We start from the raw sequence: 23,734 nt of genomic DNA, 5'->3' as shown, positions 1-23,734 counted from the left end.
AATATAATCTTTGCCCCGCGATGGCGCAGGTCGCCTATACTCGAAACGTTTGCGACCTTCGATGGCGGGAGACCTCATGATCGATCTTTACTACGCAGCCACCCCCAACGGCCACAAAATCATCCTTTTTCTGGAAGAGGCGCAGCTGGCCTATCGCTTGATACGCGTCGATATCGGCAAAGGTGAACAGTTTCGCCCGCAGTTTCTGGCTATCTCGCCAAATAATAAGATCCCGGCGATCGTTGACCACGTTCCGGTCGACGGCGGCGCGCCGTTAAGCCTGTTTGAGTCCGGAGAGATCCTGCTCTATCTGGCGGAAAAATCGGGAAAATTATTGAGCGGCGAGCTGCGCGAGCGGCATACCACCCTGCAATGGCTATTCTGGCAGGTCGGCGGTCTGGGGCCGATGCTTGGGCAAAACCACCACTTTAACCATCACGCGCCTCAGGCTGTCCCTTACGCCATTGAACGCTATCAGGTCGAAAGCCAGCGCCTCTATGGCGTAATGAACCGGCGTCTTGAAGCCAGTCCATGGTTGGGCGGCGAGCACTACAGTATCGCCGATATCGCCTGCTGGCCATGGATTAATGCCCACCAGCGCCAACGCATCGATCTTAGCCAGTTCCCGGCGGTGCATAACTGGTTTGAACGCATCCGCCAGCGCCCGGCAACGCAACAAGCGCTACTCAAAACGCAACATTATTAATCCCCTGCTCGCAGGGCGTGCTTTCATGTATGATTGCGGAAATTACTACACGGAGGAAGCCTGCAATGTCTCAGCCAGACGCCATTATTCGTATTAAGAACCTGCGCCTGCGTACTTTTATTGGAATCAAAGAGGAAGAGATCGCCAACCGACAGGACGTATTGGTGAATGTGGTGATTCACTATCCGGCCGATAAGGCTCGCGACAGCGAAGACATCAACGATGCTCTGAACTATCGCACCATTACTAAACGCATCATCAGCCATATTGAGAATAACCGCTTCTCGCTGCTGGAAAAATTAACCCAGGATGTGCTCAATATCGCATGCGAACATCACTGGGTCACTTATGCTGAAGTAGAGATCGATAAACTTCACGCGCTGCGCTATGCCGACTCAGTATCGATGACCATGAGCTGGCGGCGCTAAAACGTTTGTTAGGGAGGCGGTATGAAAATCCTGCTCACTGGCGGTACCGGGCTCATTGGTCGGCATCTTATTCCCAGGCTGCTGGAACTTGGGCACCAGCTCACGGTTTCCACCCGCAACCCTGAACGCGCGAAAGCCCGTCTCGATCCCCGCGTCGCGCTGTGGCGCGGTTTCGAGGGGCAAAACAACCTCGATGGCTTTGACGCCGTCATTAACCTTGCCGGTGAACCGATCGCCGATAAGCGCTGGACGGCGGAGCAAAAAGAGCGCCTGTGTCACAGCCGCTGGGACATCACCCGGCAACTGGTCGCGTTATTTAAAGCCAGCGAAACACCACCTTCCGTGCTGATTAGCGGTTCCGCTACCGGCTATTACGGCGATCTCGGTGAAGTCGTGGTGACCGAGGAAGAGCCACCGCACAACGAATTTACCCATAAACTTTGCGCCCGCTGGGAGCAAATCGCCTGTGAGGCGCAAAGCGATCGCACGCGCGTGTGCCTGTTGCGCACCGGCGTCGTCTTAGCGCCGCGCGGCGGGATCCTGGCCAAAATGACGCCCGCGTTTAAGCTTGGCCTGGGCGGACCTATCGGCGACGGTCGCCAGTATCTGGCGTGGATCCATATCGATGATATGGTGAACGGTATTCTGTGGCTGCTGGATAACGATCTGCGCGGCCCGTTCAATATGGTCTCGCCCTATCCCGTGCGTAACGAACAGTTTGCCCACGCTCTCGGCCACGCGCTCAATCGCCCGGCGATTTTTCGCGTTCCCGCCGCCGCCATTCGCCTGCTGATGGGGGAATCCTCGGTACTGGTGCTCGGCGGCCAGCGCGCGCTGCCAAAACGCCTGGAAGCCGCTGGCTTTAGCTTTCGCTGGTACGATCTGGAAGAGGCGCTGAACGATGTGTTGGGCTAGGTAGATAAACGGGGAGCAACGGCTCCCCGTTTTCTTCCCTTGGGCGGAAGCCGCCTCGCAAATCGTTAGTTCCTCGTCCTCCTTGCTACGCTTCTTGTGAAGCGCATTCCAACCGCAAAATTCTTCTCCTGCCATAACGTCCTGACGAGGAATATACCCTCAAAAAACGTTGACAACCGTCAACACTCTTTTTATTGTGAGCAGGATTTAACGATGAAGGAACATCCGGACAAACATATCAGGAAGGCGATTGCTACGGCGCTGGCGCGGGGGTGGATATTGCTGCCTGCAGGTAAAAGCGCTCATTGCTTTGGCCGCCTCGTCAGCGGCGTGGCTGAACACCGTGAACATATGATGAGCATTTGGTCGACGCCCGCCGTCCCTGAAAACCACGCCCGGCAAATAGTTAGAATGGTCGAACGGTGTCCCATCCCGGCTACCGCGCGCATCACGCATAAGGAACGCTAAACGATGCCGATATTTAATTTTACGCTGACGCTGTCCGGCGTCACCAGTCAAACGCCAGGACTGGAAGATGCGCTCTTTGCCGCAGGCTGTAGCGACGCGCTGGTCTGCTTTTACGGTACCGCGGTCTACCTTGAGTTCGATCGCGAGGGCCAATCGCTGGAGCAGGCGGCGCTGTCCGCCATCCGCGATGTAGAAACCGCCGCGCTGCCAGATATCCGCGTGGAGTCCATCGATTCGACACTAGTCGGGCTGAGCGATATCGCCGAACTTATCGGCGTCTCCCGCCAGGCGATCGCTCTATTAAAAGAGGGCACTCGCGGCAGCGGGCGGTTTCCCGGCCCCGTACAGCGCGTGAAGGGCAATTCCCCTCTCTGGCGCTGGAAATCGGTCGTTGAATGGTTAGTCGCGGAAAAGCGCATCGCCGCCGATTCGCCGATGGTGGCTAACGCCCAACTGCTGGATAGCCTCAACCTGGCGCTACAGCTTCGCCGTTCACCGGAAAATCACCGCGTGCAGCGCTACCTGCAAAGGCTGAGCGCCACGCCACCCGCAGGCTGATTCGCGAGGGCGAGCATGTTACCCGGCGCAGTATGGTGGTAAAGTAGGCTTTCGTTTTAGCTGATTAACCGCTTTATGACTACGATAACCACGCCCCGCCTGTTGCTTTCCCGCTTCACTCCGGCCGATTGGCCCTTTTTTCTGCGTCTGCGTCAGGATCCTGACGTCATGCGTTACATGGGTGAGGTGTTAAGCGAAACGGCGCTACGCAGCGTGTTTGAATGCCGCTGCGAAGATACCGGCGTCTTTGTGTTGCGCGATTCGGCCGGCACGTCGCTGGGAGATATTGGTCTGCGCATCAGTACGAAAAATCCGCACGAGGCCGACGTCGGCTACGCGCTACTGCCGCAAGCGCAGGGCCAGGGCTACGCCAGCGAAGCGCTGCGCGCGATTTGTGATTACGGCTTTACCACCCTTGGCATCCACGCCATTAATGCCTGGGTGCTGGGAGATAACCTGGGGTCGTCGCGGCTGCTGGAAAAGCTGGGTTTTGTACGCATTCAGGTGCTGGAACAGGCCTACCACCTCAACGGCGTGGATTACGATGATTGGATCTACCGGCTGGAGCGTTAAGTCATTCCCGGCGAGCAAACCCGCCGGGATAGAGGCGATTACTTCAGTGAACCTTTAAGGAACTGCTGCAGGCGCTGGCTTTTCGGGTTGCCGAACAGCTCGTCGGGATGCCCCTCTTCTTCGATTCTTCCCTGATGGAGGAAAATCACGTGTGAAGAGACGTGGCGGGCAAAGCCCATTTCGTGGGTGACGACCACCATGGTTTTCCCCTCTTCCGCCAGTTTTTGCATAATACGCAATACTTCGCCCACCAGCTCCGGATCCAGTGCCGAGGTCGGCTCATCAAACAACAGTACGTCCGGCTCCATCGCCAGCGCCCGCGCGATGGACACGCGCTGCTGCTGACCGCCGGAAAGATGTACCGGATATTTGATCTGCTGGCGTTCATCGATGCCGACTTTCGCCAGATACTTCACTGCCCGCTCGCGCGCTTCCTGTTTATTGAGGCCGAGCACCTGAATCGGCGCCTCCATGACGTTTTCCAGTACCGTCATGTGGCTCCACAGGTTGAAGTGCTGGAACACCATCGTCAGTCGCGTGCGCAGCAGACGCAGCTGGTTTTTATCCGCTACCTTCAACTGGCCGTCTTTATCGCGCACCAGGCCAATATTCTGTCCGTTGACGATAATCGTTCCTTCGCTTGGCTTCTCAAGAAAGTTAATGCAGCGCAGGAAGGTACTTTTACCGGAACCCGATGAGCCGATAATACTAATCACGTCTCCGGCCTTCGCTTTCAGCGAGACGCCTTTCAGCACCTCGTGCTCGCCGTAACGTTTATGCAGATCGATAACGCTTAATTTATTGTCGGTCATGGCTTTCTCAGTGCGTCGAAGAAGGTTTGATATGCTGCAGCCAGCGCTTTTCCGCCTTGCGGAACAAGCTAATCAGCACATACGAAATAATTAAGTACAGTACCGCGGCGATACCAAAAGCGGTAAACGGCTGATAGGTCGCCGAGTTAATATCGCGCGCGATTTTCAGCAAATCCGGCACCGTGGCGGTAAACGCCAGCGCCGTCGAGTGCAGCATCAGAATGACTTCGTTGCTGTACGCGGGTAACGCAATACGTAGCGCAGAGGGCAAAATAATGCAGCGATACAGCTTAACTGACGAAAAGCCGTAAGCCCGCGCAGCTTCAATCTCGCCCGGCGCCACCGAACGAATCGCCCCGGCAAAAATCTCGGTGGTGTAGGCGCAGGTATTTAAGGTCAATGCCAACACCGTACAGTTCAGGCCGCTGCGGAAAAACGCATTCAATAGATCGCTGCCTTTGACGATTTCCAGCGTATACATCCCGGAGTAAAACACCAGCAGCTGCACGTACAGCGGCGTACCGCGGAAAATATAGGTAAACAGCCAGATCGGAAACTGAATGTATTTATTGCTCGATACGCGCCCGATGGCGAGAAACACCGCGAGGATGCCGCCCATCACCACTGAAGCAATCAACAGCCACAGGGTGATCGCCACGCCGGTAAAACGGTAACCGTCGGTCCACAGCAGGGATTTCCAGTACTCCTGAATAATTTCAATCACAGGTCAGCCCTCTTCACACCCACGGAGTAGCGGCGTTCAAGCAGCAGCAGCACACCATTGGAAATCGTGGTAAACACCAGATAGATCGCCCCGCAGACGATAGCGAAATAGAACGGCTGCCAGGTGCTTTTGCCCGCAAGCTGCGTTGCCTTCACCACGTCTTCCAGACCGAGCAGCGACACCAGCGCAGTGGCTTTGAGAATCACCTGCCAGTTGTTGCCGATACCGGGCAGCGCATAGCGCATCATCGCCGGAAACAGGATACGGCGGAACGTCTGCCAGCCGCTAAAGCCAAATGCCGTCGCCGCTTCAATATGGCCTTTCGGCACCGCCAGAAACGCGCCGCGGAAGGTTTCAGTGAAGTACGCACCATAGATAAAGCCGAGGGTGATAATACCGGCAATCATCGGATCAATATCAAATTGCGCCATGCCTAATGCATCGGTGATGCTGTTAAGGGCGATCTGCAGCCCATAGAAAATCAGCAGCATCAGCACCAGATCCGGCACCCCGCGGATCAGCGTGGTATAGCCTTCAAACACCAGCGCCATAGGCCGGTTGGCGGATAGTTTCGCCCCCGCGCCCACCAGCCCGATAAGGACCGCCAGCACCACCGAGCTAAGCGCCAGCTCAAGGGTGACCAGCGCGCCCTGAAAAATAACCTGTGAGAACCCGTACAGCATGCTGTCTGCCCTGTCTGTCATCGATCGCCGCACGTGAAAACGCGTGCGGCGAGGTACTAACGATGATTAGTCGCCGTACACGTTAAAGTCGAAATATTTCTTCGCCAGCTTGTCGTAAGTGCCGTCTTTACGCATCTCGGCGAAAGCTTTATTTAGCGCCTCACGCAGCTCGGTGTCGTCTTTACGCAGGCCCATGCCGGTACCGACGCCAAATAACTTCTCATCCTTAATGGACGGGCCGCCAAACTGATAATCTTTGCCAATCGGCTGTTTGAGGAAACCTTCGCTGGCAGCGACCTCATCCTGGAACGCAGCGTCAATACGGCCCGCAGTCAGGTCGGAATAGATATTGTCCTGGCCCTGATAGGAGACAATTTCAATGCCTTTCGGCGCCCAATGCTCGTTGCCGTAGGTTTCCTGAGTGGTGCCCTGCAGTACGCCAATGCGCTTGCCTTTCAGCTTGCTCAGGTCTGGCGTAATATCGCTGCCCTTTTTCACCACCAGACGGGAGTCAGCGGCATAAAGTTTGTCGGTGAAGGCAATTTCCTGCTGGCGCTTTTCGGTAATCGACAGCGAGGACATAATCGCATCGATTTTCTTCGCTTTTAACGAGGGGATCAGCGCATCCAGCGGGTTTTCAACGAAGGTACATTGGGTATTAATACGCTTACACAGCTCTTTCGCCAGATCGATGTCAAAACCGATCAATTGCCCCTGCGCATTCTTCGATTCGAACGGCGCATAAGTAGGATCGGTACCAATACGGATTTTCTGTGGAATGGCTGCGAATACCGTGGAAACGCTGGAAAGGGCCAGCGCCAAAGAAAGAGACAACGCCAGTTTTTTCATAATTATCCTCAACAGACTGTCATTCTAACGGGTTTATTAGAAGCACTTACGCCAGTTATCGTGCCATTATTCGCCCTGCCAAGGCAAAGCAAAATGCGCAGGAAAGCAGATTTTTTTGCATCAGAAACGCTTAACTATGCATTTTCTGAACAAAGAAAAACTGCTATCGCCCCATTCTGGTGCAAGCCGTCAACCGCTTGCACCTATCAAGGGCAACAATAACCGCGTCGCAATGGAGCGGCCTGGCATAACCAGACCGCTACAGTCTTAATCGCCGTAGACGTTAAAGTTGAAGTATTTCTTCGCCATTTTGTCGTAGGTGCCGTCTTTACGCATTTCACCCAGCGCTTTGTCGAACGCGGCTTTCAGCTCGCCATCTTCTTTGCGCAGGCCGATGCCGGTACCATCGCCGAAGTATTTTTTGTCTTTAACGGAAGGACCGGCAAAGGCGTAATCTTTACCGGCAGGTTGTTTGAGGAAACCTTCGCTGGCCGCGACTTCATCCTGCAGCGCCGCATCAAGGCGCCCTGCGGCGAGGTCGGAATAGATCAGATCCTGGTTAGCATAGGCGACAACATCCACGCCCTGGCTGCGCCAGCGTTCGTTGGCATAGGCCTCCTGAGTAGAGCCCTGCAGTACGCCAACATGCTTGCCTTTCAGCGACTCCAGCGTAGGCTGAATCGGCGAGCCTTTTGCCGCGATCAGACGAGAATCTGCCGCGTACAGTTTGTCAGAGAAAGCAATCTCCTGCTGGCGTTTTTCGGTAATCGACAGCGACGAGATAATCGCGTCGATTTTCTTCGCTTTCAGCGAGGGGATGAGCGCGTCAAAATCGCTGCCCACCCAGGTGCACTTCACCTTGATGCGCGAGCACAGTTCATTGCCCAGATCGATGTCAAAGCCAATAAAGTTGCCCTTCGAATCCTTCGACGAGAAAGGCGCATAGGTGGTATCGGTGCCGATGCGGATACTTTGCGGCAGCGCCGCAGATACGCTGGCGGCGCTGCTGATTCCCATGATTAACGAGAGAGCCAGGATCGTCTTCTTCATAGAAAGCCCTTAAGTGTCGTGATGTTGTTATGTTGTGCGCTGTCTGGTTATGTATGTTGCCGACGGTTCTTGCAGGTTTTATGCCATTTTCCCGGTGCGTGCCGGTAACAGCGTTAAATTTGTTAATATAAAGTTGCAAGATTGTCTTAAGAGGGAAGATACCAGCATTGGCGGATAAACCGCAGCGGCAAAACGCAAAAAAACAAATTAAATGTCGAGGATTTGATCAGGACAACAAAAATGCACCAGCGGAAGGCAAAGGTAAATAAAATGCACCAAACAGGTGCATCATGCTCCGCCTTGCCAGCGGGTAAACAGGTCCTGCGGCAGCTCAATATCGAACTGATCGACAACCCGATTAACCGTCTGATTAATCACATCGTCCAGCGTCTGCGGACGATGATAGAAGGCCGGCACCGGCGGCATAATCACCGCGCCCATTTCCGCCGCCTGCACCATTAAACGCAGATGCCCCAGGTGGAACGGCGTCTCGCGTACGCAAAGCACCAGCGGGCGGCGCTCTTTTAACACCACGTCCGCCGCGCGGGTCAGCAGACCGTCGGTATAGCTATTGACGATGCCAGAGAGCGTTTTCATCGAGCACGGTAGAATAACCATCCCACTGGTTTTAAACGAGCCGGAGGAGATGCTGGCGGCGATATCGCGCGCGTCGTGTACCACATCGGCCAGCGCCTGCACTTCCCGCAGCGAGTAGTCGGTTTCCAGCGACAGCGTCTGACGTGCAGCCTGGCTCATTATCAGATGGGTCTCGACCCCGGCGACATCACGCAGAACCTGTAGCAAGCGTACGCCGTAAATCGCGCCGCTGGCGCCGGAAATGCCGATAATGAGTCGTTTCACGATGTATTCCTCTTGCGCGTAATGCCGCAGACTTTGCCGGATTATAGTCCCCGACGCAACCTGGCGGGTAAAAATAAAAAGGCCCGCGGTCTTCGAAAGACGGCGGGCCAGCGACAAGGGACCAATTAGCCTTCGTTATGCATCTCTAAGTTTTCAACTTCGGTTTGCAGTTGGACCGCTTTGGCATCATCGTTACGCAGAGAGTCAAGATAATCGAGATACTGTTGGTCAACGTCTTTGGTGACGTACACGCCGTTAAAGACCGAACACTCGAACTGTTGAATGTCCGGGTTCTCAGCGCGTACCGCTTCGATCAGATCGTCCAGATCCTGGAAAATCAGGCCATCAGCGCCGATGATCTGACGGATCTCGTCAACTTCGCGACCGTGGGCGATAAGCTCGTTGGCGGTCGGCATATCGATACCGTAAACGTTCGGGAAGCGAATTTCCGGCGCCGCGGAGGCCAGATACACTTTCTTCGCGCCGGCTTCGCGCGCCATTTCGATAATCTGTTCAGAAGTGGTGCCGCGAACGATAGAGTCATCCACCAGCAGCACGTTCTTATCACGGAATTCGGCGCGGTTGGCGTTCAGCTTACGGCGCACGGATTTACGGCGCAGCTGCTGGCCCGGCATGATAAAGGTACGGCCAACATAGCGGTTTTTGACGAAGCCCTGACGATAGGGTTTATCGAGGATACGAGCAATCTCCAGGGCGATATCGCAGGAGGTTTCCGGGATCGGAATAACGACATCGATATCCAGATCTTCCCACTCACGGGCAATTTTCTCGCCAAGCTTCGTGCCCATGTTCACACGGGCGCTATAGACGGAAATCTTGTCGATAAAGGAGTCCGGACGCGCGAAATAGACGTATTCGAACAGGCATGGGTTGCTGACCGGGTTTTCCGCGCACTGGCGGGTAAACAGCTGGCCTTTCTCGGTGATGTAGACCGCTTCTCCCGGCGCGACGTCACGCAGAAATTCAAAGCCCAGTGTATCCAGCGCCACGCTTTCGGAGGCGACCATGTACTCGGTGCGGCCATCGCCGATATCGCGCTTGCCGAGCACCAGCGGGCGGATACCGTTCGGGTCGCGGAAGGCGACCATACCGTGGCCGATAATCATCGCCACGCAGGCGTACGCGCCGCGAATCTGGCGGTTCGTCGCGGCAATAGCGGCGAAAATGTTATCGGCTTCCAGCGGATAATGACGGAAATTATCCAGCTCGCTGGCGAAGATATTGAGCAGAATTTCGGAATCGGAGGTGGTGTTGATGTGGCGGCGTTTTTCTTCAAACAGCTTTTGACGCAGCTCGTGGGCATTGGTCAGGTTGCCATTATGGGCCAACGTAATGCCGTAGGGCGAGTTAACGTAAAAAGGCTGCGCTTCAGAAGCGCTGGAACTGCCTGCCGTTGGGTAACGGACGTGGCCAATCCCCATATTTCCCTGCATACGCTGCATGTGGCGCGCTTCGAACACATCGCTCACCAGTCCGTTAGCTTTACGCAAACGGAAGCAGTTATTTGCATCAATGGTGATGATGCCCGCGGCATCCTGCCCACGATGCTGAAGCACCGTTAACGCGTCATAAATCGACTGGTTTACCGGCATAACACCGGCGATACCGACAATACCGCACATACGTCTTTTCCTCGTTAAGCTACATCCCAACGCTTATGCTTTGGGCAAGAAACTTGACGAGCTCTGCAGATAGTCAAAGAACCATCTGATAACGAAACTGAACTGCGGGATAAGCTCAGACTTTTGCCAGTCTTCACTTTTTGCCATACCGGTGAAGCTATCGAGAAAGAACAGAATAGCGGAGACGATAAGCACGCCGCGCAGGGCGCCAAAACAGATCCCCAACACCCTGTCTGTTCCTGACAGACCGGTTTTCTCTACCAGAGCGCCTATCACATAGTTAACGATAGCGCCGACGATAAGCGTTGCGATAAACAATATCGCGATAGCAATCCCATTTCGGACCAGTTCGTCTTCAAAGCCCGTGAACCAGACAGCCAGGTAAGTGTAGTAATGACTGGCGACAAAGAAGGCACATCCCCATGTCACCAGCGATAACGCTTCACGAACAAAGCCGCGGATAAGGCTAACCAAACAGGAAAAACCAATTACCGCAATAATGGCGTAATCAATCCAGACCATATACATCCCACGATTTTACGCCCTGTCGTCCAGTTCGGGGCGCATTCTAACAGAAAAAGAAAACGTTTGCGTAGGGATTTCCGTGCCCTACAGAAATAAAAATGGCGCTGAAAAAACATTCAACGCCATACTGCCTGACGCCTCTTCAGGGCGTATCCGGCAAGGGTTTCAGCAGGTTAACCCGCCTGCCAGCTCGCCCAATCAGAGCGGATGTCATTTTTTAATTCGGGCTATACCCCATGACCACGCCGCTCAGGCCAGAAATCTGCTGCAGCTCGCCGAGTTGCCCCTTCAGCTTGTCTTTCGACGCATCCGGCCCCACCAGAATACGGGTAATTTTACCCTGAACCGGCGTGGATGGCGATGTCCAGGCTTTAAAGCCCGAGGAACGCAGCTTACCTACGATTTCGTTAACCTTATCGGCATTCTTCAACGCCCCTAACTGCACCACATAGGCTTTTCCGGTCGGCGCCGGAATAGCGGCCTGCTGCTGTTGCGGCTGTGGTTGCGGCTGCGGTTTCGCCGGCGGCGGGGTCTGCGCGACCTGCTGCGGCTGCGGTTTCTCAACCGGCTTCGGCTGTGGTTTCGGCTGCGGCTTGGCGGCCACCACCGGCTCCTGAACTTCATCGAAGCTATTGTTGTTCACAGGGATACGCGACGGATCCAGCGATGGCGCCGCGGCGTCTCCCGCTCTCACCTCTTCCGCGGCGCCTTCCGGCGGCTGCGAAGGCAGCGCCTGGGTAGCCGCCGGCAGCATATCCGGCTCATCGCGATCGCCCGGCTTCGGCACCAACGGGATCGCCGCAAACTCATCCTGATAATGTTTTTTCTGACCGTCGAGCAGACCCGGGAGAATAATTACCCCCAGCGCTACCAGTACAATCGTCCCGACTAAACGGTTCTGAAACTTACTCGCCACCGATTCTCCCCGCGTCTATCTCTTCCATTACATGCGCTACCGTGTGGAAGGAACCACACACCAGCACCGTATCTTCGGCTTTGGCATCCGCCATAGCGGCATGCCACGCCTGCGCTACGCTGTCATAACGTTGGCCCGCACGCAGATGCGTAATCAGCTGGTCTGCCGTGGCGCCGCGCGGCCCTTCCAGCGGCGCGCAGTACCACGCATCTACTTCAGGCGCCAGATTCGCCAGGGTTCCGGCGATATCTTTATCATGCAGCATACCAATAACCGCCAGTACGCGCCCCGTTTTCGCTAAGGTTTTGAGACGCCCGGCGAGATAAGCCGCCGCATGCGGGTTATGCGCGACATCAAGGATCACCCGCGGCGCGTCGCTGATAATCTGAAAGCGGCCCGGGAGCATGGCGTGATGAATGCCGTCGCGCAGCGCCTGTTCAGCGACGTTAAGCCCGCTGGCGCGCAGCGCCGCCAGCGCCGTCGCGGCGTTGGGCAATGGAACCTGCGGCAGCGGCAGCCCTGCCAACTCGCCCTGGCCATCGGTAAAGTTCCATGACTGGTCTGTCATGCTATAACGCCAGTCATGGTCGCGGCGCAGCAGCGTCGCGCCCTTTTCATTCGCCACGTCGGCAATCGTCTGCGGCATATCGGGCTCGCCCACCACCGCCGGTTTACCAGCGCGGAAGATACCCGCTTTTTCACGGCCAATGCTTTCACGATCCGGCCCCAGCCAGTCGGTATGATCCAGCGCGATGCTGGTGACCACCGCGACGTCGGCATCGACGATATTCGTGGCGTCCAGGCGTCCACCGAGGCCCACCTCCAGGATAACCACATCCAGCTGCGCCTGCTTAAACAGCCATAGCGCGGACAGCGTGCCAAATTCAAAATAGCTCAGCGAGATATCGCCGCGCGCCGCTTCGATTTCGGCAAATGAGGCGGTATGCGCCGCTTCCGGCAGCTCGGCGCCCTGGATACGCACGCGTTCGGTATAGCGCACCAGATGCGGCGAACTATATACGCCAACTTTATAGCCCGCCGCCATCAGCACCGATTCCAGCGTCCGGCAGGTGGTGCCTTTGCCGTTGGTACCCGCTACTGTAAAGACAAACGGCGCCGGTTTTAATATCGCCATCCGTCCGGCGACTTCGCTCACCCGCGCCAGTCCCAGATCGATGGCTTTACTGTGCAGATGCTCCAGATAAGAAAGCCACGTAGCCAGGGGCGACGTGGCCTGAGGAATAGGATCTTTTTCCATGATGTCCGCGAGAGTTAACGGTAAAAAAAAGGGCAGCGCCTGTCGGCCCTGCCCTCTGCATTATCAGGCCTCTGGTTCCTGATCCGGTACCGGTGGTACCACCTCGCCTTCGTGAGGCGCATCGGCCTGCGGCGAAGGAAGGTTCATCAGTTTCGCCAGGATGCTGGCTAATTTCAGACGCATTTCAGGACGACGGATAATCATGTCGATCGCCCCTTTTTCAATCAGGAACTCACTACGCTGGAATCCCGGCGGCAGCTTCTCACGCACGGTCTGCTCGATAACGCGAGGGCCGGCGAAGCCGATCAGCGCTTTTGGCTCGGCGATATTAAGATCGCCCAGCATTGCGAAGCTCGCGGAGACGCCGCCCATAGTCGGGTCGGTCAGCACGGAGATATAGGGCAAACCGCGCTCCTGCATTTTCGCCAGCGCCGCGGAGGTCTTCGCCATCTGCATCAGCGACATTAGCGCTTCCTGCATACGGGCGCCGCCAGAGGCGGAGAAGCAGATCAGCGGGCAGTTTTCTTCCAGCGCCTGCTCAACCGCGCGGACGAAACGCGCGCCGACAACGGAACCCATCGACCCGCCCATAAAGGCGAATTCAAATGCCGCCGCCACGACAGGCATGCCGTGCAGGGTGCCTTTCATCACCACCAGCGCGTCTTTCTCGCCGGTCTCTTTCTGTGCAGAGGCCAGACGGTCTTTATACTTTTTCGAATCGCGGAACTTCAGCACATCCTTTGGCTCGAGCTCGCTACCCAGCTCCACGAGAGAACCTTCGTCCAGCAGGCTATGCAGGCGGTTGCGCGCCGACATACGCATGTGGTGATCGCACTTAGGGCAAACCTCCAGGTTGCGCTCCAGCTCTGCGCGGTACAGTACCTGACCGCAGCTGTCGCACTTGGTCCATACACCTTCAGGAATACTTGCCTTACGGGTGGGGGTTATATTGCTTTTAATTCGTTCAATCCAGCTCATTGATAACCTTTCTACCTGAACCTGGTCGATGCCAGTTTTGTCGCAAGGGGCGCATAATGCCACTTTTGCCCCTCACAGACCATGAATGTTGCACATTAAATCATAACATCCCGTAACATGGGATAAAAAAGTGGTCGAACCGCTCACACTTTGCGCGCCGGACGTCATAGCAACGCCCGGCGAAAATGCCGCTAAGGGCCTATTTAGCCTGCTTTGCCGCCGCCCGGCGATGGCGAATCACTTCGATAACGCCAGGCAGTACCGACAGGACGATAATGGCCACGATCAGCAGCTTCAGATTTTCCTGCACGATCGGCAAATCACCGAACAGGTAGCCGGCGTAGGTGAACAGTAGTACCCACAGCAGCGCGCCTACCACGTTGTACGCCGCAAAATGACGATAGGACATGTGGCCCATTCCCGCCACAAACGGCGCAAAGGTTCTGACGATCGGCACAAAACGCGCGAGGATGATGGTTTTGCCGCCGTGGCGTTCATAGAAGGTATGGGTTTTATCGAGATAGCTGCGACGGAAAATCTTTGAGTTCGGATTGCTGAACAGCTTTTCGCCGAACAATCTACCGATGGTATAGTTCAGGGCATCGCCAATAACGGCGGCAATGACCATCAGCGCAACCATCAGGTGTACGTTGAGATCGTTCGTTGGCAGCGCGGAGAGCGCGCCGGCGACGAACAGCAGAGAATCTCCGGGCAGGAACGGCGTCACCACCAGGCCGGTTTCGCAGAACAGAATCAAGAACAGGATGGCGTAAACCCAGACGCCATACTGCGCGACCAGCTCCGCAAGGTGCACATCAATATGCAGGATGAAATCAATCAAAAAATGAATCAGGTCCATATTTGTCTTAGCCTTTAGTGACAACCGCCCCCTGTTACAGGGGCGCTGATATTAGTCCGCCAAAAACAGCGGGCCCATCGGCATCACCGGCAGATCGAAATGGGCCGGATAATCCACCGACACCAGATACAATCCTTCCGCTTTCGCCGTCGCGGCAGCCAGAGTCCGGTCCTTCGCCGCCAGCAGTTCTGCAATCCAGCTCTCTGGCTGGTTTCCGGCGCCTACTTCCATCAGGCTGCCGACGATGTTCCTTACCATATGATGAACAAAAGCGTTCGCTTTGATATCTACCACCACATAAGCGCCATGACGGGTCACGTTGATATGCATCACGTTACGCCACGGCGTGCGCGACTGACATTGCACCGCGCGAAACGAGGTGAAGTCATTCTCGCCAATCAAACACTGCGCGGCGCGATGCATCCGCCCGGCATCCAGAGGGTGGTAATAATGCGTCACCCCCTGGCTCAACACCGCCGGGCGCAGGCGGTGATTATAGATGACGTAGCGGTAACGACGGGCCGTCGCGCTGAAGCGGGCGTGAAAATCGTCCGCAACATGCTTCACCCAACGCACGGCGATGTCACCAGGTAAATTCGCATTTACGCCCAGCGTCCAGGCGGCGTCTTTACGCTGGGCGCGGGTTTCAAAGTGCACTACCTGGCCGGTACCGTGAACGCCGGCGTCGGTACGCCCGGCGCAGAATACGTGTACCGGTTCGGCCGCTACCTGCGACAGCGCCTTTTCCAGCTTTTCCTGCACGCTGCGCACTTCGTTTTGCCGCTGCCAGCCGTAGTATTTGCTGCCGTCGTACTCGATGCCCAGCGCGATTTTATATACCGGCTGCTGCTGTGGTTCAGACATCAGTACAAATACTCCTGAACCAGTTTCTCGGCGATTTTCACCGCCATCAGCGCGCCGCCAAAGCGGACGTTATCGGCAACCGACCAGAACTGAATCTGCTCGGGCATGCCATAATCGTTATGCACGCAGCCGATGGACAGACGCGCGTTTCCGGAAGCATCGCCGACCTGCGTCGGGAATTCGCCCTCTTCGGAAAGCTCAATATCCTCGCCGCGGGTAAAGGCGTCGCGCGCCTCCTCGGCCGCCAGCGGACGCAGCGCTTCAAAATTCACCATCTGCGCATGGCCATAGAAGACCGGCGATTGCACGACGCTTGCGGAAATCATCAGGCCGTCATCCTGCAGAATTTTGCGCGCTTCATCGACGATACGTCGTTCTTCGCGCACGCTACCTTCGCGATCCGGCAGAATCGGCAGCATGTTGAAAGCCAGCTGGCGACCAAAGAAATCGTCTTCATCAATCGGAATACCGTTCAGCAGTTTCGCGCTCTGCCCCGCCAGCGCATCGACCGCTTTTTTCCCCTGCGCCGAGGCAGACAGCAGGTTGGTAACGGTAATACGCGACAGGCCGCCATCATCGATCAGCGGCTTCAGCGCCGTCAGCAGCTGGCTGGTCAGGCTGTTTGGTACCGCAATCACGTTACGGTTGCGGTAGTCGCCGAGCACGAACGGGTTGACGTCCGGCACCACCAGCGGCACGTCCGGCTCCAGCGCAAACAGGCCGCTAAGATCGATAACCAGACAACCGGCGTTGGTGGCTTCTTCGACATACGCCGCGCTGGCTTCGACGCCCGCGGCGAAGAAGGCCAACTGGGCCTGGGTCCAGTCAAATTCGGCGGCGTCCTGCACGATGACCGATTTGCCACCATAACGCAGATGTTCGCCCGCGCTTTCATTGCGCGCCAGCGCATAAATTTCGCCTACCGGAAACTGGCGTTCAGCAAGGGTTTCAAGCAGGGCTTCGCCTACGGCGCCGGTTGCGCCCAGTACGGCAATATTCCAGCCTTCAGACATGGTGGTGTACTCCAGAAAATAGCGACCCTGCCGGATTATCCAACAGGGGCATTAAGAAGATATTAACGAACAGGATGATGTACGGCATTAAAACCGAGCTGACGCAGCAGCGTCGCTGCTTTTTCATCGCTGCACTGTACGTACAGGGACGACCATTCGCGGCGTTCCTGATAATTTTTGCGCAGCTTGTCGAATTCGCCGGCAATGCCTGCCACTTTACGCAACGGCGCATCATCGCGGCGCACATCATACACCAAATGAACCAGCCTTTTCAGCGTCGCCTGATCGAGCGGGCCGTGCAGAGTGATGCGGCCAAATTCCGGCGCCGGCAGTAGCGTATCCAGCGCCACCTGCTGCGGATGGCCAATGAACGCGCTATAGGCTTCAAACACCTGAGTGGTGCCGCGCGCTTTGCCTTCAAGGGTATAACCGGCGATATGCGAGGTACCGATATCGACACGCGCCAGCAACTCGGTATTCAGATCCGGTTCGGGTTCCCAGACGTCGAGCACCACGCTCAGCTGCTGCCCGGCCTGCAAGCGCTTGAGCAGCGCCGCATTATCCACCACCGGACCACGGCAGGCGTTAATCAGGATAGTCCCCGGCTGCAGGCGGCTAATCAGCGCTTCATCGGCCAGATGCTGCGTTTTATACTGCCCGTCTTTAAACAACGGCGTGTGGAAAGTCAGGATATCCGCCTGTTGCGCTAGCTCGTCCAGGGTGCGGAAGTCGCCTTCATCGCCACGATCGGCGCGCGGCGGATCGCAGAGTAATGTTTTAATTCCCAGCGCTTCCAGACGTTTTTGCAAACGCCCGCCAACGTTGCCGACGCCGACGATACCGACGGTACGGTCAGCCAGCGCGAATCCGTCGCGCTCGGCGAGCATCAGCAGCGCCGAGAAAACATACTCCACCACCGCGATCGCATTGCAGCCCGGCGCGGCGGAAAAGCCAATCCCCGCCTGCTGTAACCACGCTTGATCGACATGATCGGTGCCTGCGGTGGCGGTGCCGACAAACTTAATTGCCTTACCGGAGAGCAGCGCTTCATTCACCTTAGTGACGGAACGCACCATCAGCGCGTCGGCGTCGGTTAACGCTTCCTGCGGAATGGGACGACCGGGAACGGCCTGCACGTCTCCCAAACGGCTAAAAAGCTCACGCGCATAGGGCATATTTTCATCAACGAGGATTTTCACGGTTCAGTACCTGTCTGAGAACGAGAGTAAACCGGGGAAGTGTGCCATAATCTGGCCGCCAGGAACATCATCACCCGGCTTAAGTACAGTACTACGGTAAGGATTCATCATGACACCACCCGTTTCAGGTATGTCCGATCGCCCTCCGGGGACTGGCCCATCCGGCGCATCCGCCGTGGGCCCAAACGCGCTCACCATGCAGCAACGCACCGTTCTGGAGCGGTTGATAACGCGTCTGGTGACGCTGACATCGCAGCAAAACGCCGAAGTGTGGGCCTGCGTGAAGCACGATCTGGGTCTGAAAGGCGATACGCCGCTGCTGGCGAGCCATTTCAGCGCGGCTGAGAGCAACCTGAATCAGCGCTTAAGTATCGCTCAGCAAAACCACCACCACCGGCAAATTCTCGCTCAGCTTAGCGAACTGCTGACCCAGGGGAATAACCGTCAGGCGGTGAGCGATTATATCCGCCAGAATTACGGCCAAACCGTGCTGCACGCGCTGACGCAGGCGCAACTGGAGAACGTGCTGTATCTGCTGCAAAACGGCCAGTTGGCGATCCCGCAACCGCAGCAGCGAACGCCAACGCTGCGCCCTTTGCTGCCGGCGGAACATAACACCCTGAATCAGTTAGTGACCAAACTGGCCGCCGCAACCGGCGAATCGAGCAAGCTTATCTGGCAATCAATGCTTGAGCTGTGCGGCGTGAAATCCGGCGAGCTGATCCCCGCCACCCACTTCACCCCGCTCTCATACTGGCTGCAGGCGCGACAAACGCTGAGCGCGCAAACCGCGCCGACGATGAATTCACTGCAGGCAGCGCTTAAGCAACCGCTGGAGGCGCAGGAGTGGCAGAAAATCGCCGATTTCGCGCAAAGCAACTGGCAGGTGACGCCCACGACGACCTTAACCAGCCCGCAGGTGTTAACGCTATTAAATAAAGTCTTTGCGCTACGCGTAGCTCGCGCCCAGGCGACAATGGCAATTACCCCGGTCGAGCCGCTGCCTTCGCCCCATGCGGTGTATAGCAAAAAAGCGTGGACGGTGGCGATTGCGCTGCTGGTAGTGATTATTCTGCTGTGGCTGGTGCTGTAAGCCTAAAGCAATAACGGCGGCCTGATAGCCGCCGTTGTGTATTTATTTACGTAGCGTCAACAGAGTGACCACAATCCCCAATACCGCGCAAATCGCCCCGGCCAGGAACACGGAAGCATAGCCCAGCGAGGTCGCGAGCAGGCCAGCCAGAGGACCGGTGACGCCGTAAGAGATATCCTGAAACGCGGCATAGCCGCCCAGCGCGGTGCCACGAACCTGAGCCGGAACCCGTTTGACTACCTCAACGCCCAATGCCGGGAAGATAAGCGAGCAACCGCAACCGGTCAAAGCCGCGCCCGCCAGCGCCACCCAGGCGCCCGGCGCTTGCCACAGCAGCGTCAGGCCGATAGCTTCAATCAGCAGTGAAACTATCGCCACCTTAATGCCGCCGAAGCGATCCGGCATCCAGCCGAACAGAATACGCATCAGGACAAAAGCGCCGCCAAACGCGGTCAACGTGAAGCCGGTCATCGCCCAGCCGTGGCTGGCGAAATAGAGCGAAACAAAGGTGCCGATCACCGCAAATCCGACGCCCTGCAGACCGAGGCCAACCCCCGGACGCCAGATCATACCGATGACGCTCCATAGCGAAGGACGTTCGCCGCCGTGGGCGGGAACTTTACGGACCGTGCCGTTAATCGCCCACGCCAGCAGCGGCAGCGCCATCGTAACGCAGGCCAGCGTCGCCACGCCGAAGCGACTGTAAATCAGCAGCCCCAGCGGGGCGCCCACCGCCAGCGCCCCGTACATCGCCATGCCGTTCCACGACATCACTTTACCGGAACGCCGCGGGCCAACCAGCCCTAGTCCCCAGCTTAAGTTGCCGGTCAGCAGTTGGCTTTCACCAAAACCGAGAATCAAACGTCCCAGCACCAGCAGGCCAAATTTGGCCATCACCGGCACCGGCAGCAGCGCCGCCGCCAGCCAGGCACAGCCGGCCAGAGCACAGGCCAACATTCCTTGCAGCACCGAGCGTTTCGCGCCGTACTGATCGGCCAGTCTCCCGGCATAACCGCGGGTTAAGACCGTGGCGAGAAACTGGATGCCGACGGCCACGCCGACGAGTGTGTTGCCAAAGCCGAGATCGTGGTGCACAAATAGCGGGATAACCGGTAACGGCAACCCCACGGTCATATAGGTCAGAAAAACCGCAAAGGTAATGCGAAATAGCGAGAGATTCTCTGAAGCGTTGTTTATCGTTTTTGTCGCTGCGGACATGCGTTACCCCAGTTTTGCAGAGCAAGGCGAGAAGATGGAATGAGAATGATGGCGAGCAATTTGCCTGCTCTTGCCGGGCGCTGTCAAGACGTCAAAAAAAGGGGAGCCTCGGGCTCCCCTTTTGCTGACTCTTACCAATTAGGCGTTGTATTTACGCATAACCAGGGTAGCGTTGGTGCCGCCGAAGCCGAAGCTGTTGGACATCACGGTGGTCAGCTGAGCATCGGTCGGTTTGGTGACGATATTAAGGCCGGCAGCCTGCTCGTCCATCTCTTCGATGTTGATGCTTGGCGCGATAAAACCGTGCTCCAGCATCAGCAGAGAGTAGATGGCTTCCTGTACGCCTGCGGCGCCCAGAGAGTGGCCGGTCATCGCTTTGGTGGCGGAGATTGCCGGGCTGTTGTCACCGAAGACTTCGCGGATAGCGCCCAGCTCTTTCACGTCGCCTACCGGAGTAGAAGTGCCGTGGGAGTTCAGGTAGTCGATCGGAGTATCAACGCCGTGCATCGCCATCTGCATGCAGCGCACTGCGCCTTCGCCAGATGGAGCAACCATGTCCGCGCCATCGGAAGTCGCGCCGTAACCGACGATTTCCGCATAAATATGCGCGCCGCGCGCCAGCGCGTGTTCCAGCTCTTCAACCACGACCATGCCGCCGCCGCCCGCGATAACGAAACCGTCGCGGTTCGCATCATAGGTACGGGACGCTTTGTCCGGAGAATCGTTGTATTTAGTGGACAGCGCGCCCATGGCGTCGAATTCGCAAGCCATTTCCCAGCACAGCTCTTCGCCGCCGCCGGCAAAGACGATGTCCTGTTTGCCCAGCTGAATCTGTTCTACCGCGTTACCGATGCAGTGTGCGGAAGTGGCGCAAGCGGAGCTGATAGAGTAGTTGACGCCGTGGATTTTAAACGGCGTGGCGAGGCAGGCGGATACGCCGGAAGCCATCGCTTTAGTCACAACGTATGGGCCCACGGCTTTCAGACCACGCGGGCTACGCATGGCATCGGCGCCGAAGACCTGGAATTTCGGGGAACCGCCGCCGGAACCTGCAATCAGGCCGACACGCGGGTTGTTCTGGTATGCTTCCGGCGCCAGACCGGCGTCGGCTACCGCCTGCTCCATGGACAGATAAGCATAAATGGATGCGTCGCTCATAAAGCGCACTACTTTGCGGTCAATGAGGCCCGTGGTATCCAGTTTGACGTTGCCCCATACGTGGCTACGCATTCCTGAATCCTTCAGCTCCTGAGAGAAAGTGATCCCTGAACGTCCTTCACGCAGAGATGCCAGGACTTCCTGCTGGTTATTACCGATGCTGGAAACGATGCCCAAGCCAGTAATCACTGCACGTTTCATTCAATACCTCTGTAAGTCGCACTATTTTAAGTTTCGAGTCGCACAATAGCGTACACTTGTACGCCGAACAAGTCCGATCAGCCATTTTGTGTATAAATTTGCGCCTTCTGGCACACATCGTTAAGATCGCGCTACGCCTTGTGATTCGAGTAACTTACGTGAAACAAAACGCCATACAACCCGCCAACCTGGAATTCAACGCTGAGGGTACACCTGTTTCCCGAGATTTTGACGACGTTTATTTTTCTAATGACAACGGTCTGGAAGAGACGCGCTACGTTTTTCTCAACGGCAACCAGCTTGATAGCCGTTTCCCAACCCACCCGCGTCCGCTGTTTATCGTCGCGGAGAGCGGCTTCGGCACCGGGCTCAATTTCCTGACGCTGTGGCAGGCGTTTGCTGTTTTTCGTCGCGATAATCCGCAGGCTACGCTGCAAAGATTACATTTCATCAGTTTTGAAAAATTTCCGCTGAAGGCCGACGACCTGCGCCTGGCGCACCAGCACTGGCCGGAACTGGCGCCATGGGCTGAACAGCTACAGGCGCAGTGGCCGCTGCCAATCGCGGGCTGCCACCGCCTGCTGCTCGACGATGGCCGCGTCACGCTGGATTTATGGTTTGGCGATATCAACGTGCTTACCGACCAGCTTGATGATTCGCTCAACCGCCAGGTCGACGCCTGGTTCCTCGACGGCTTCGCGCCGGCGAAAAATCCGGATATGTGGACGCCGGGACTGTTTTCCGCCATGGCGCGCCTGGCCCGCCCCGGCGGCACGCTGGCGACCTTTACCTCCGCAGGCTTCGTGCGCCGCGGGCTGCAGGAGGCCGGCTTTAGCATGCAAAAGCGCAAAGGCTTTGGCCGCAAGCGCGAAATGTTAATCGGCGAATTGACCGCCGCCACTCCGACGCTGGCGCGGACGCCATGGTTTGCCCGCAGCGGTAGTCAATCGCGCGAAGCGGCGGTAATCGGCGGAGGTGTCGCCAGCGCCCTGCTCTCGCTAGCGCTGCTGCGCCGCGGCTGGCAGGTGACGTTGTACTGCGCTGACGATGCGCCCGCCAGCGGCGCATCCGGCAATCGCCAGGGCGCGCTGTATCCGCTATTAAGCCAGCACGACCCTTCGCTGGCGCGCTTTTTCCCGGCGGCGTTCACTTTCGCGCGCCGCGTTTACGACGCGTTGCCAGTGGAATTCGATCATCAATGGTGCGGCGTAACCCAACTCGCCTGGGATGAAAAAAGCACGCAGAAAATCACCCAAATGCTGGCGTCAGATTTACCAGAAGAGGTCGCCCGCGCGGTAACGGCGGAGCAAGTTGCTGAACTTACCGGCGTTGATACCGGCTGCGGCGGCATCACCTATCCGGCCGGCGGCTGGCTGTGCCCGCAGCAGTTGACGGCAGAATTGCTGTCGCTCGCGGCGACGCAGGGACTACGCAGCCACTACGGCTATCCCGTCGAAACGCTCAGCGCGGAGGGCGACGGCTGGTTGCTCAATCAGCAGCATCGTCATCAGGCGGTAGTACTGGCGAACGGACATCGCCTGACTGATTTTGCCCAGACCGGGCAGTTGCCGGCTTATCCGGTCGGTGGCCAGGTTAGCCATATCCCCACCACGCCGGGGCTTTCCGCCCTGCGCCAGGTGTTATGCTATGACGGCTATCTGACGCCGCAGAATCCCACGAATCAGCAACATTGTATTGGCGCCAGCTATCATCGCGGCAAGACGGATACCGATTTCAGCGCCCAAGATCAGTGGCAAAATCGCCAGCGCCTGATTGATTGTTTCCCGCAGGCGGCATGGGCAAAAGAGGTGGATGTTAGCGGCAACGACGCCCGCTGCGGCGTACGCTGCGCCACCCGCGATCACCTGCCGATGGTGGGCAACGTTCCGGATTATGAGAAAACGTTGACGCAGTACGCCACGCTTCACGAACAGCAGGAAAATGTCGACAGCGCGCCGGTCTACCACAATCTGTTTATGCTCGCGGCATTGGGATCACGTGGGCTGTGCACCGCGCCATTGAGCGCCGAACTACTGGCCGCGCAGATGAGTGAAGAACCGCTGCCGCTGGATAGCGAAACCCTCGCGGCGCTAAATCCGAATCGGCTATGGGTGAGAAAACTGCTGAAGGGAAAAGCGGTAAAATAACGCCGGCTTGCGCTTTATCCCGGCTAGAGTTTAGT

At 57.0% G+C, this 23,734-nt stretch carries 25 protein-coding genes and 1 pseudogene; 9 read left to right on the top strand and 17 right to left on the bottom strand.

The window, feature by feature from the left end; translation table 11 throughout:
- The first annotated feature begins 76 nt into the window (after positions 1-76).
- The 6 genes and pseudogenes from yfcG to PGR79_RS15165 all read left to right on the top strand — a co-directional run bounded on the left by yfcG (position 77) and on the right by PGR79_RS15165 (position 3,706).
- Positions 77-706 carry a GSH-dependent disulfide bond oxidoreductase gene (gene yfcG, locus PGR79_RS15190; protein WP_430921963.1) on the top strand — a complete coding sequence of 210 codons (630 nt, stop codon included), beginning with the start codon at positions 77-79 and terminating at the stop codon, positions 704-706.
- 65 nt (positions 707-771) lie between these two features.
- Entirely contained in the window at positions 772-1,134 is a 363-nt protein-coding gene (gene folX, locus PGR79_RS15185; protein WP_015365570.1) for a dihydroneopterin triphosphate 2'-epimerase, read from the top strand.
- Between the two features lie 21 nt (positions 1,135-1,155).
- Entirely contained in the window at positions 1,156-2,049 is an 894-nt protein-coding gene (locus tag PGR79_RS15180; protein ID WP_213316933.1) for a TIGR01777 family oxidoreductase, read from the top strand.
- A 213-nt stretch (positions 2,050-2,262) separates the two neighbouring features.
- Positions 2,263-2,517: a hypothetical protein gene (locus PGR79_RS15175; RefSeq protein WP_430921961.1), complete on the top strand. Its 255-nt coding sequence runs from the start codon at positions 2,263-2,265 to the stop codon at positions 2,515-2,517.
- A gap of 3 nt (positions 2,518-2,520) precedes the next feature.
- Entirely contained in the window at positions 2,521-3,075 is a 555-nt protein-coding gene (locus tag PGR79_RS15170; RefSeq protein ID WP_430921959.1) for a DNA-binding protein, read from the top strand.
- A gap of 75 nt (positions 3,076-3,150) precedes the next feature.
- A pseudogene (locus PGR79_RS15165) lies at positions 3,151-3,706 on the top strand (GNAT family N-acetyltransferase).
- Here the strand turns inward: PGR79_RS15165 and hisP are convergent.
- The 5 genes from hisP to argT all read right to left on the bottom strand — a co-directional run bounded on the left by hisP (position 3,687) and on the right by argT (position 7,766).
- The gene (gene hisP, locus PGR79_RS15160; protein WP_015365566.1) at positions 3,687-4,460 is read right to left on the bottom strand and encodes a histidine ABC transporter ATP-binding protein HisP; all 774 of its coding nucleotides are present in this window, start codon (positions 4,458-4,460) and stop codon (positions 3,687-3,689) included. The pseudogene PGR79_RS15165 and the gene hisP sit on opposite strands and share 20 nt — an antisense overlap.
- A gap of 7 nt (positions 4,461-4,467) precedes the next feature.
- A complete protein-coding gene (locus tag PGR79_RS15155; protein WP_015365565.1) occupies positions 4,468-5,184 on the bottom strand; it encodes an ABC transporter permease in 717 nt (238 codons plus the stop codon).
- The gene (locus tag PGR79_RS15150; protein WP_015365564.1) at positions 5,181-5,867 is read right to left on the bottom strand and encodes a histidine ABC transporter permease HisQ; all 687 of its coding nucleotides are present in this window, start codon (positions 5,865-5,867) and stop codon (positions 5,181-5,183) included. Before PGR79_RS15150 ends, PGR79_RS15155 begins: the two co-directional genes overlap by 4 nt.
- Positions 5,868-5,933: 66 nt before the next feature.
- A complete protein-coding gene (gene hisJ / locus PGR79_RS15145) occupies positions 5,934-6,716 on the bottom strand; it encodes a histidine ABC transporter substrate-binding protein HisJ (protein WP_015365563.1) in 783 nt (260 codons plus the stop codon).
- A gap of 267 nt (positions 6,717-6,983) precedes the next feature.
- Complete coding sequence (gene argT, locus PGR79_RS15140) at positions 6,984-7,766, bottom strand: lysine/arginine/ornithine ABC transporter substrate-binding protein ArgT (protein ID WP_015365561.1); 783 nt, start codon at positions 7,764-7,766, stop codon at positions 6,984-6,986.
- Positions 7,767-7,815: 49 nt separating this feature from the next.
- Between argT and PGR79_RS15135 the strand changes: the two genes are divergently transcribed.
- A complete protein-coding gene (locus tag PGR79_RS15135) occupies positions 7,816-7,944 on the top strand; it encodes a hypothetical protein (protein WP_161798742.1) in 129 nt (42 codons plus the stop codon).
- A gap of 110 nt (positions 7,945-8,054) precedes the next feature.
- Here PGR79_RS15135 and PGR79_RS15130 read toward each other — a convergent pair whose 3' ends face one another.
- The 10 genes from PGR79_RS15130 to pdxB all read right to left on the bottom strand — a co-directional run bounded on the left by PGR79_RS15130 (position 8,055) and on the right by pdxB (position 17,882).
- Complete coding sequence (locus PGR79_RS15130) at positions 8,055-8,627, bottom strand: UbiX family flavin prenyltransferase (protein WP_087860198.1); 573 nt, start codon at positions 8,625-8,627, stop codon at positions 8,055-8,057.
- Between the two features lie 125 nt (positions 8,628-8,752).
- Entirely contained in the window at positions 8,753-10,270 is a 1,518-nt protein-coding gene (gene purF / locus PGR79_RS15125; RefSeq protein ID WP_047043320.1) for an amidophosphoribosyltransferase, read from the bottom strand.
- A gap of 33 nt (positions 10,271-10,303) precedes the next feature.
- Positions 10,304-10,792: a colicin V production protein gene (gene cvpA / locus PGR79_RS15120; protein ID WP_015706172.1), complete on the bottom strand. Its 489-nt coding sequence runs from the start codon at positions 10,790-10,792 to the stop codon at positions 10,304-10,306.
- A gap of 220 nt (positions 10,793-11,012) precedes the next feature.
- The gene (gene dedD / locus PGR79_RS15115) at positions 11,013-11,711 is read right to left on the bottom strand and encodes a cell division protein DedD (protein ID WP_045391498.1); all 699 of its coding nucleotides are present in this window, start codon (positions 11,709-11,711) and stop codon (positions 11,013-11,015) included.
- Positions 11,701-12,969 (bottom strand): bifunctional tetrahydrofolate synthase/dihydrofolate synthase, encoded by a 1,269-nt coding sequence (gene folC, locus PGR79_RS15110; protein WP_430921957.1) that lies wholly within the window; start codon positions 12,967-12,969, stop codon positions 11,701-11,703. The genes dedD and folC overlap by 11 nt, the downstream gene beginning before the upstream one ends.
- 63 nt (positions 12,970-13,032) lie before the next feature.
- A complete protein-coding gene (gene accD, locus PGR79_RS15105; RefSeq protein WP_430921955.1) occupies positions 13,033-13,947 on the bottom strand; it encodes an acetyl-CoA carboxylase, carboxyltransferase subunit beta in 915 nt (304 codons plus the stop codon).
- A gap of 199 nt (positions 13,948-14,146) precedes the next feature.
- The gene (locus tag PGR79_RS15100) at positions 14,147-14,806 is read right to left on the bottom strand and encodes a DedA family protein (protein WP_087860098.1); all 660 of its coding nucleotides are present in this window, start codon (positions 14,804-14,806) and stop codon (positions 14,147-14,149) included.
- A 51-nt stretch (positions 14,807-14,857) separates the two neighbouring features.
- Entirely contained in the window at positions 14,858-15,670 is an 813-nt protein-coding gene (gene truA, locus PGR79_RS15095) for a tRNA pseudouridine(38-40) synthase TruA (RefSeq protein WP_015365552.1), read from the bottom strand.
- Entirely contained in the window at positions 15,670-16,683 is a 1,014-nt protein-coding gene (locus tag PGR79_RS15090) for an aspartate-semialdehyde dehydrogenase (protein WP_045364476.1), read from the bottom strand. Before PGR79_RS15090 ends, truA begins: the two co-directional genes overlap by 1 nt.
- Before the next feature lie 62 nt (positions 16,684-16,745).
- On the bottom strand, positions 16,746-17,882 hold the full coding sequence (pdxB, locus tag PGR79_RS15085; protein WP_430914741.1) for a 4-phosphoerythronate dehydrogenase PdxB: 1,137 nt from the start codon (positions 17,880-17,882) through the stop codon (positions 16,746-16,748).
- 109 nt (positions 17,883-17,991) lie between these two features.
- Between pdxB and flk the strand changes: the two genes are divergently transcribed.
- Positions 17,992-18,975 carry a flagella biosynthesis regulator Flk gene (gene flk, locus PGR79_RS15080; protein ID WP_430921953.1) on the top strand — a complete coding sequence of 328 codons (984 nt, stop codon included), beginning with the start codon at positions 17,992-17,994 and terminating at the stop codon, positions 18,973-18,975.
- 42 nt (positions 18,976-19,017) lie between these two features.
- Here the strand turns inward: flk and PGR79_RS15075 are convergent, their stop codons facing one another.
- On the bottom strand, positions 19,018-20,193 hold the full coding sequence (locus PGR79_RS15075; protein ID WP_430921951.1) for an MFS transporter: 1,176 nt from the start codon (positions 20,191-20,193) through the stop codon (positions 19,018-19,020).
- A 138-nt stretch (positions 20,194-20,331) separates the two neighbouring features.
- Positions 20,332-21,552, bottom strand: a complete 1,221-nt coding sequence (fabB, locus tag PGR79_RS15070) for a beta-ketoacyl-ACP synthase I (RefSeq protein ID WP_015706178.1) — start codon at positions 21,550-21,552, stop codon at positions 20,332-20,334.
- 158 nt (positions 21,553-21,710) lie between these two features.
- Here fabB and mnmC point away from each other — a divergent pair, with 158 nt between their 5' ends.
- The gene (gene mnmC, locus PGR79_RS15065; RefSeq protein ID WP_430921949.1) at positions 21,711-23,699 is read left to right on the top strand and encodes a bifunctional tRNA (5-methylaminomethyl-2-thiouridine)(34)-methyltransferase MnmD/FAD-dependent 5-carboxymethylaminomethyl-2-thiouridine(34) oxidoreductase MnmC; all 1,989 of its coding nucleotides are present in this window, start codon (positions 21,711-21,713) and stop codon (positions 23,697-23,699) included.
- The last annotated feature ends 35 nt before the right edge of the window (positions 23,700-23,734 follow it).

Source organism: Klebsiella sp. 141161 (genome assembly GCF_050600815.1).
Lineage (GTDB): Bacteria > Pseudomonadota > Gammaproteobacteria > Enterobacterales > Enterobacteriaceae > Klebsiella > Klebsiella aerogenes.
This window is presented reverse-complemented; position numbering and strand designations above follow the sequence as displayed.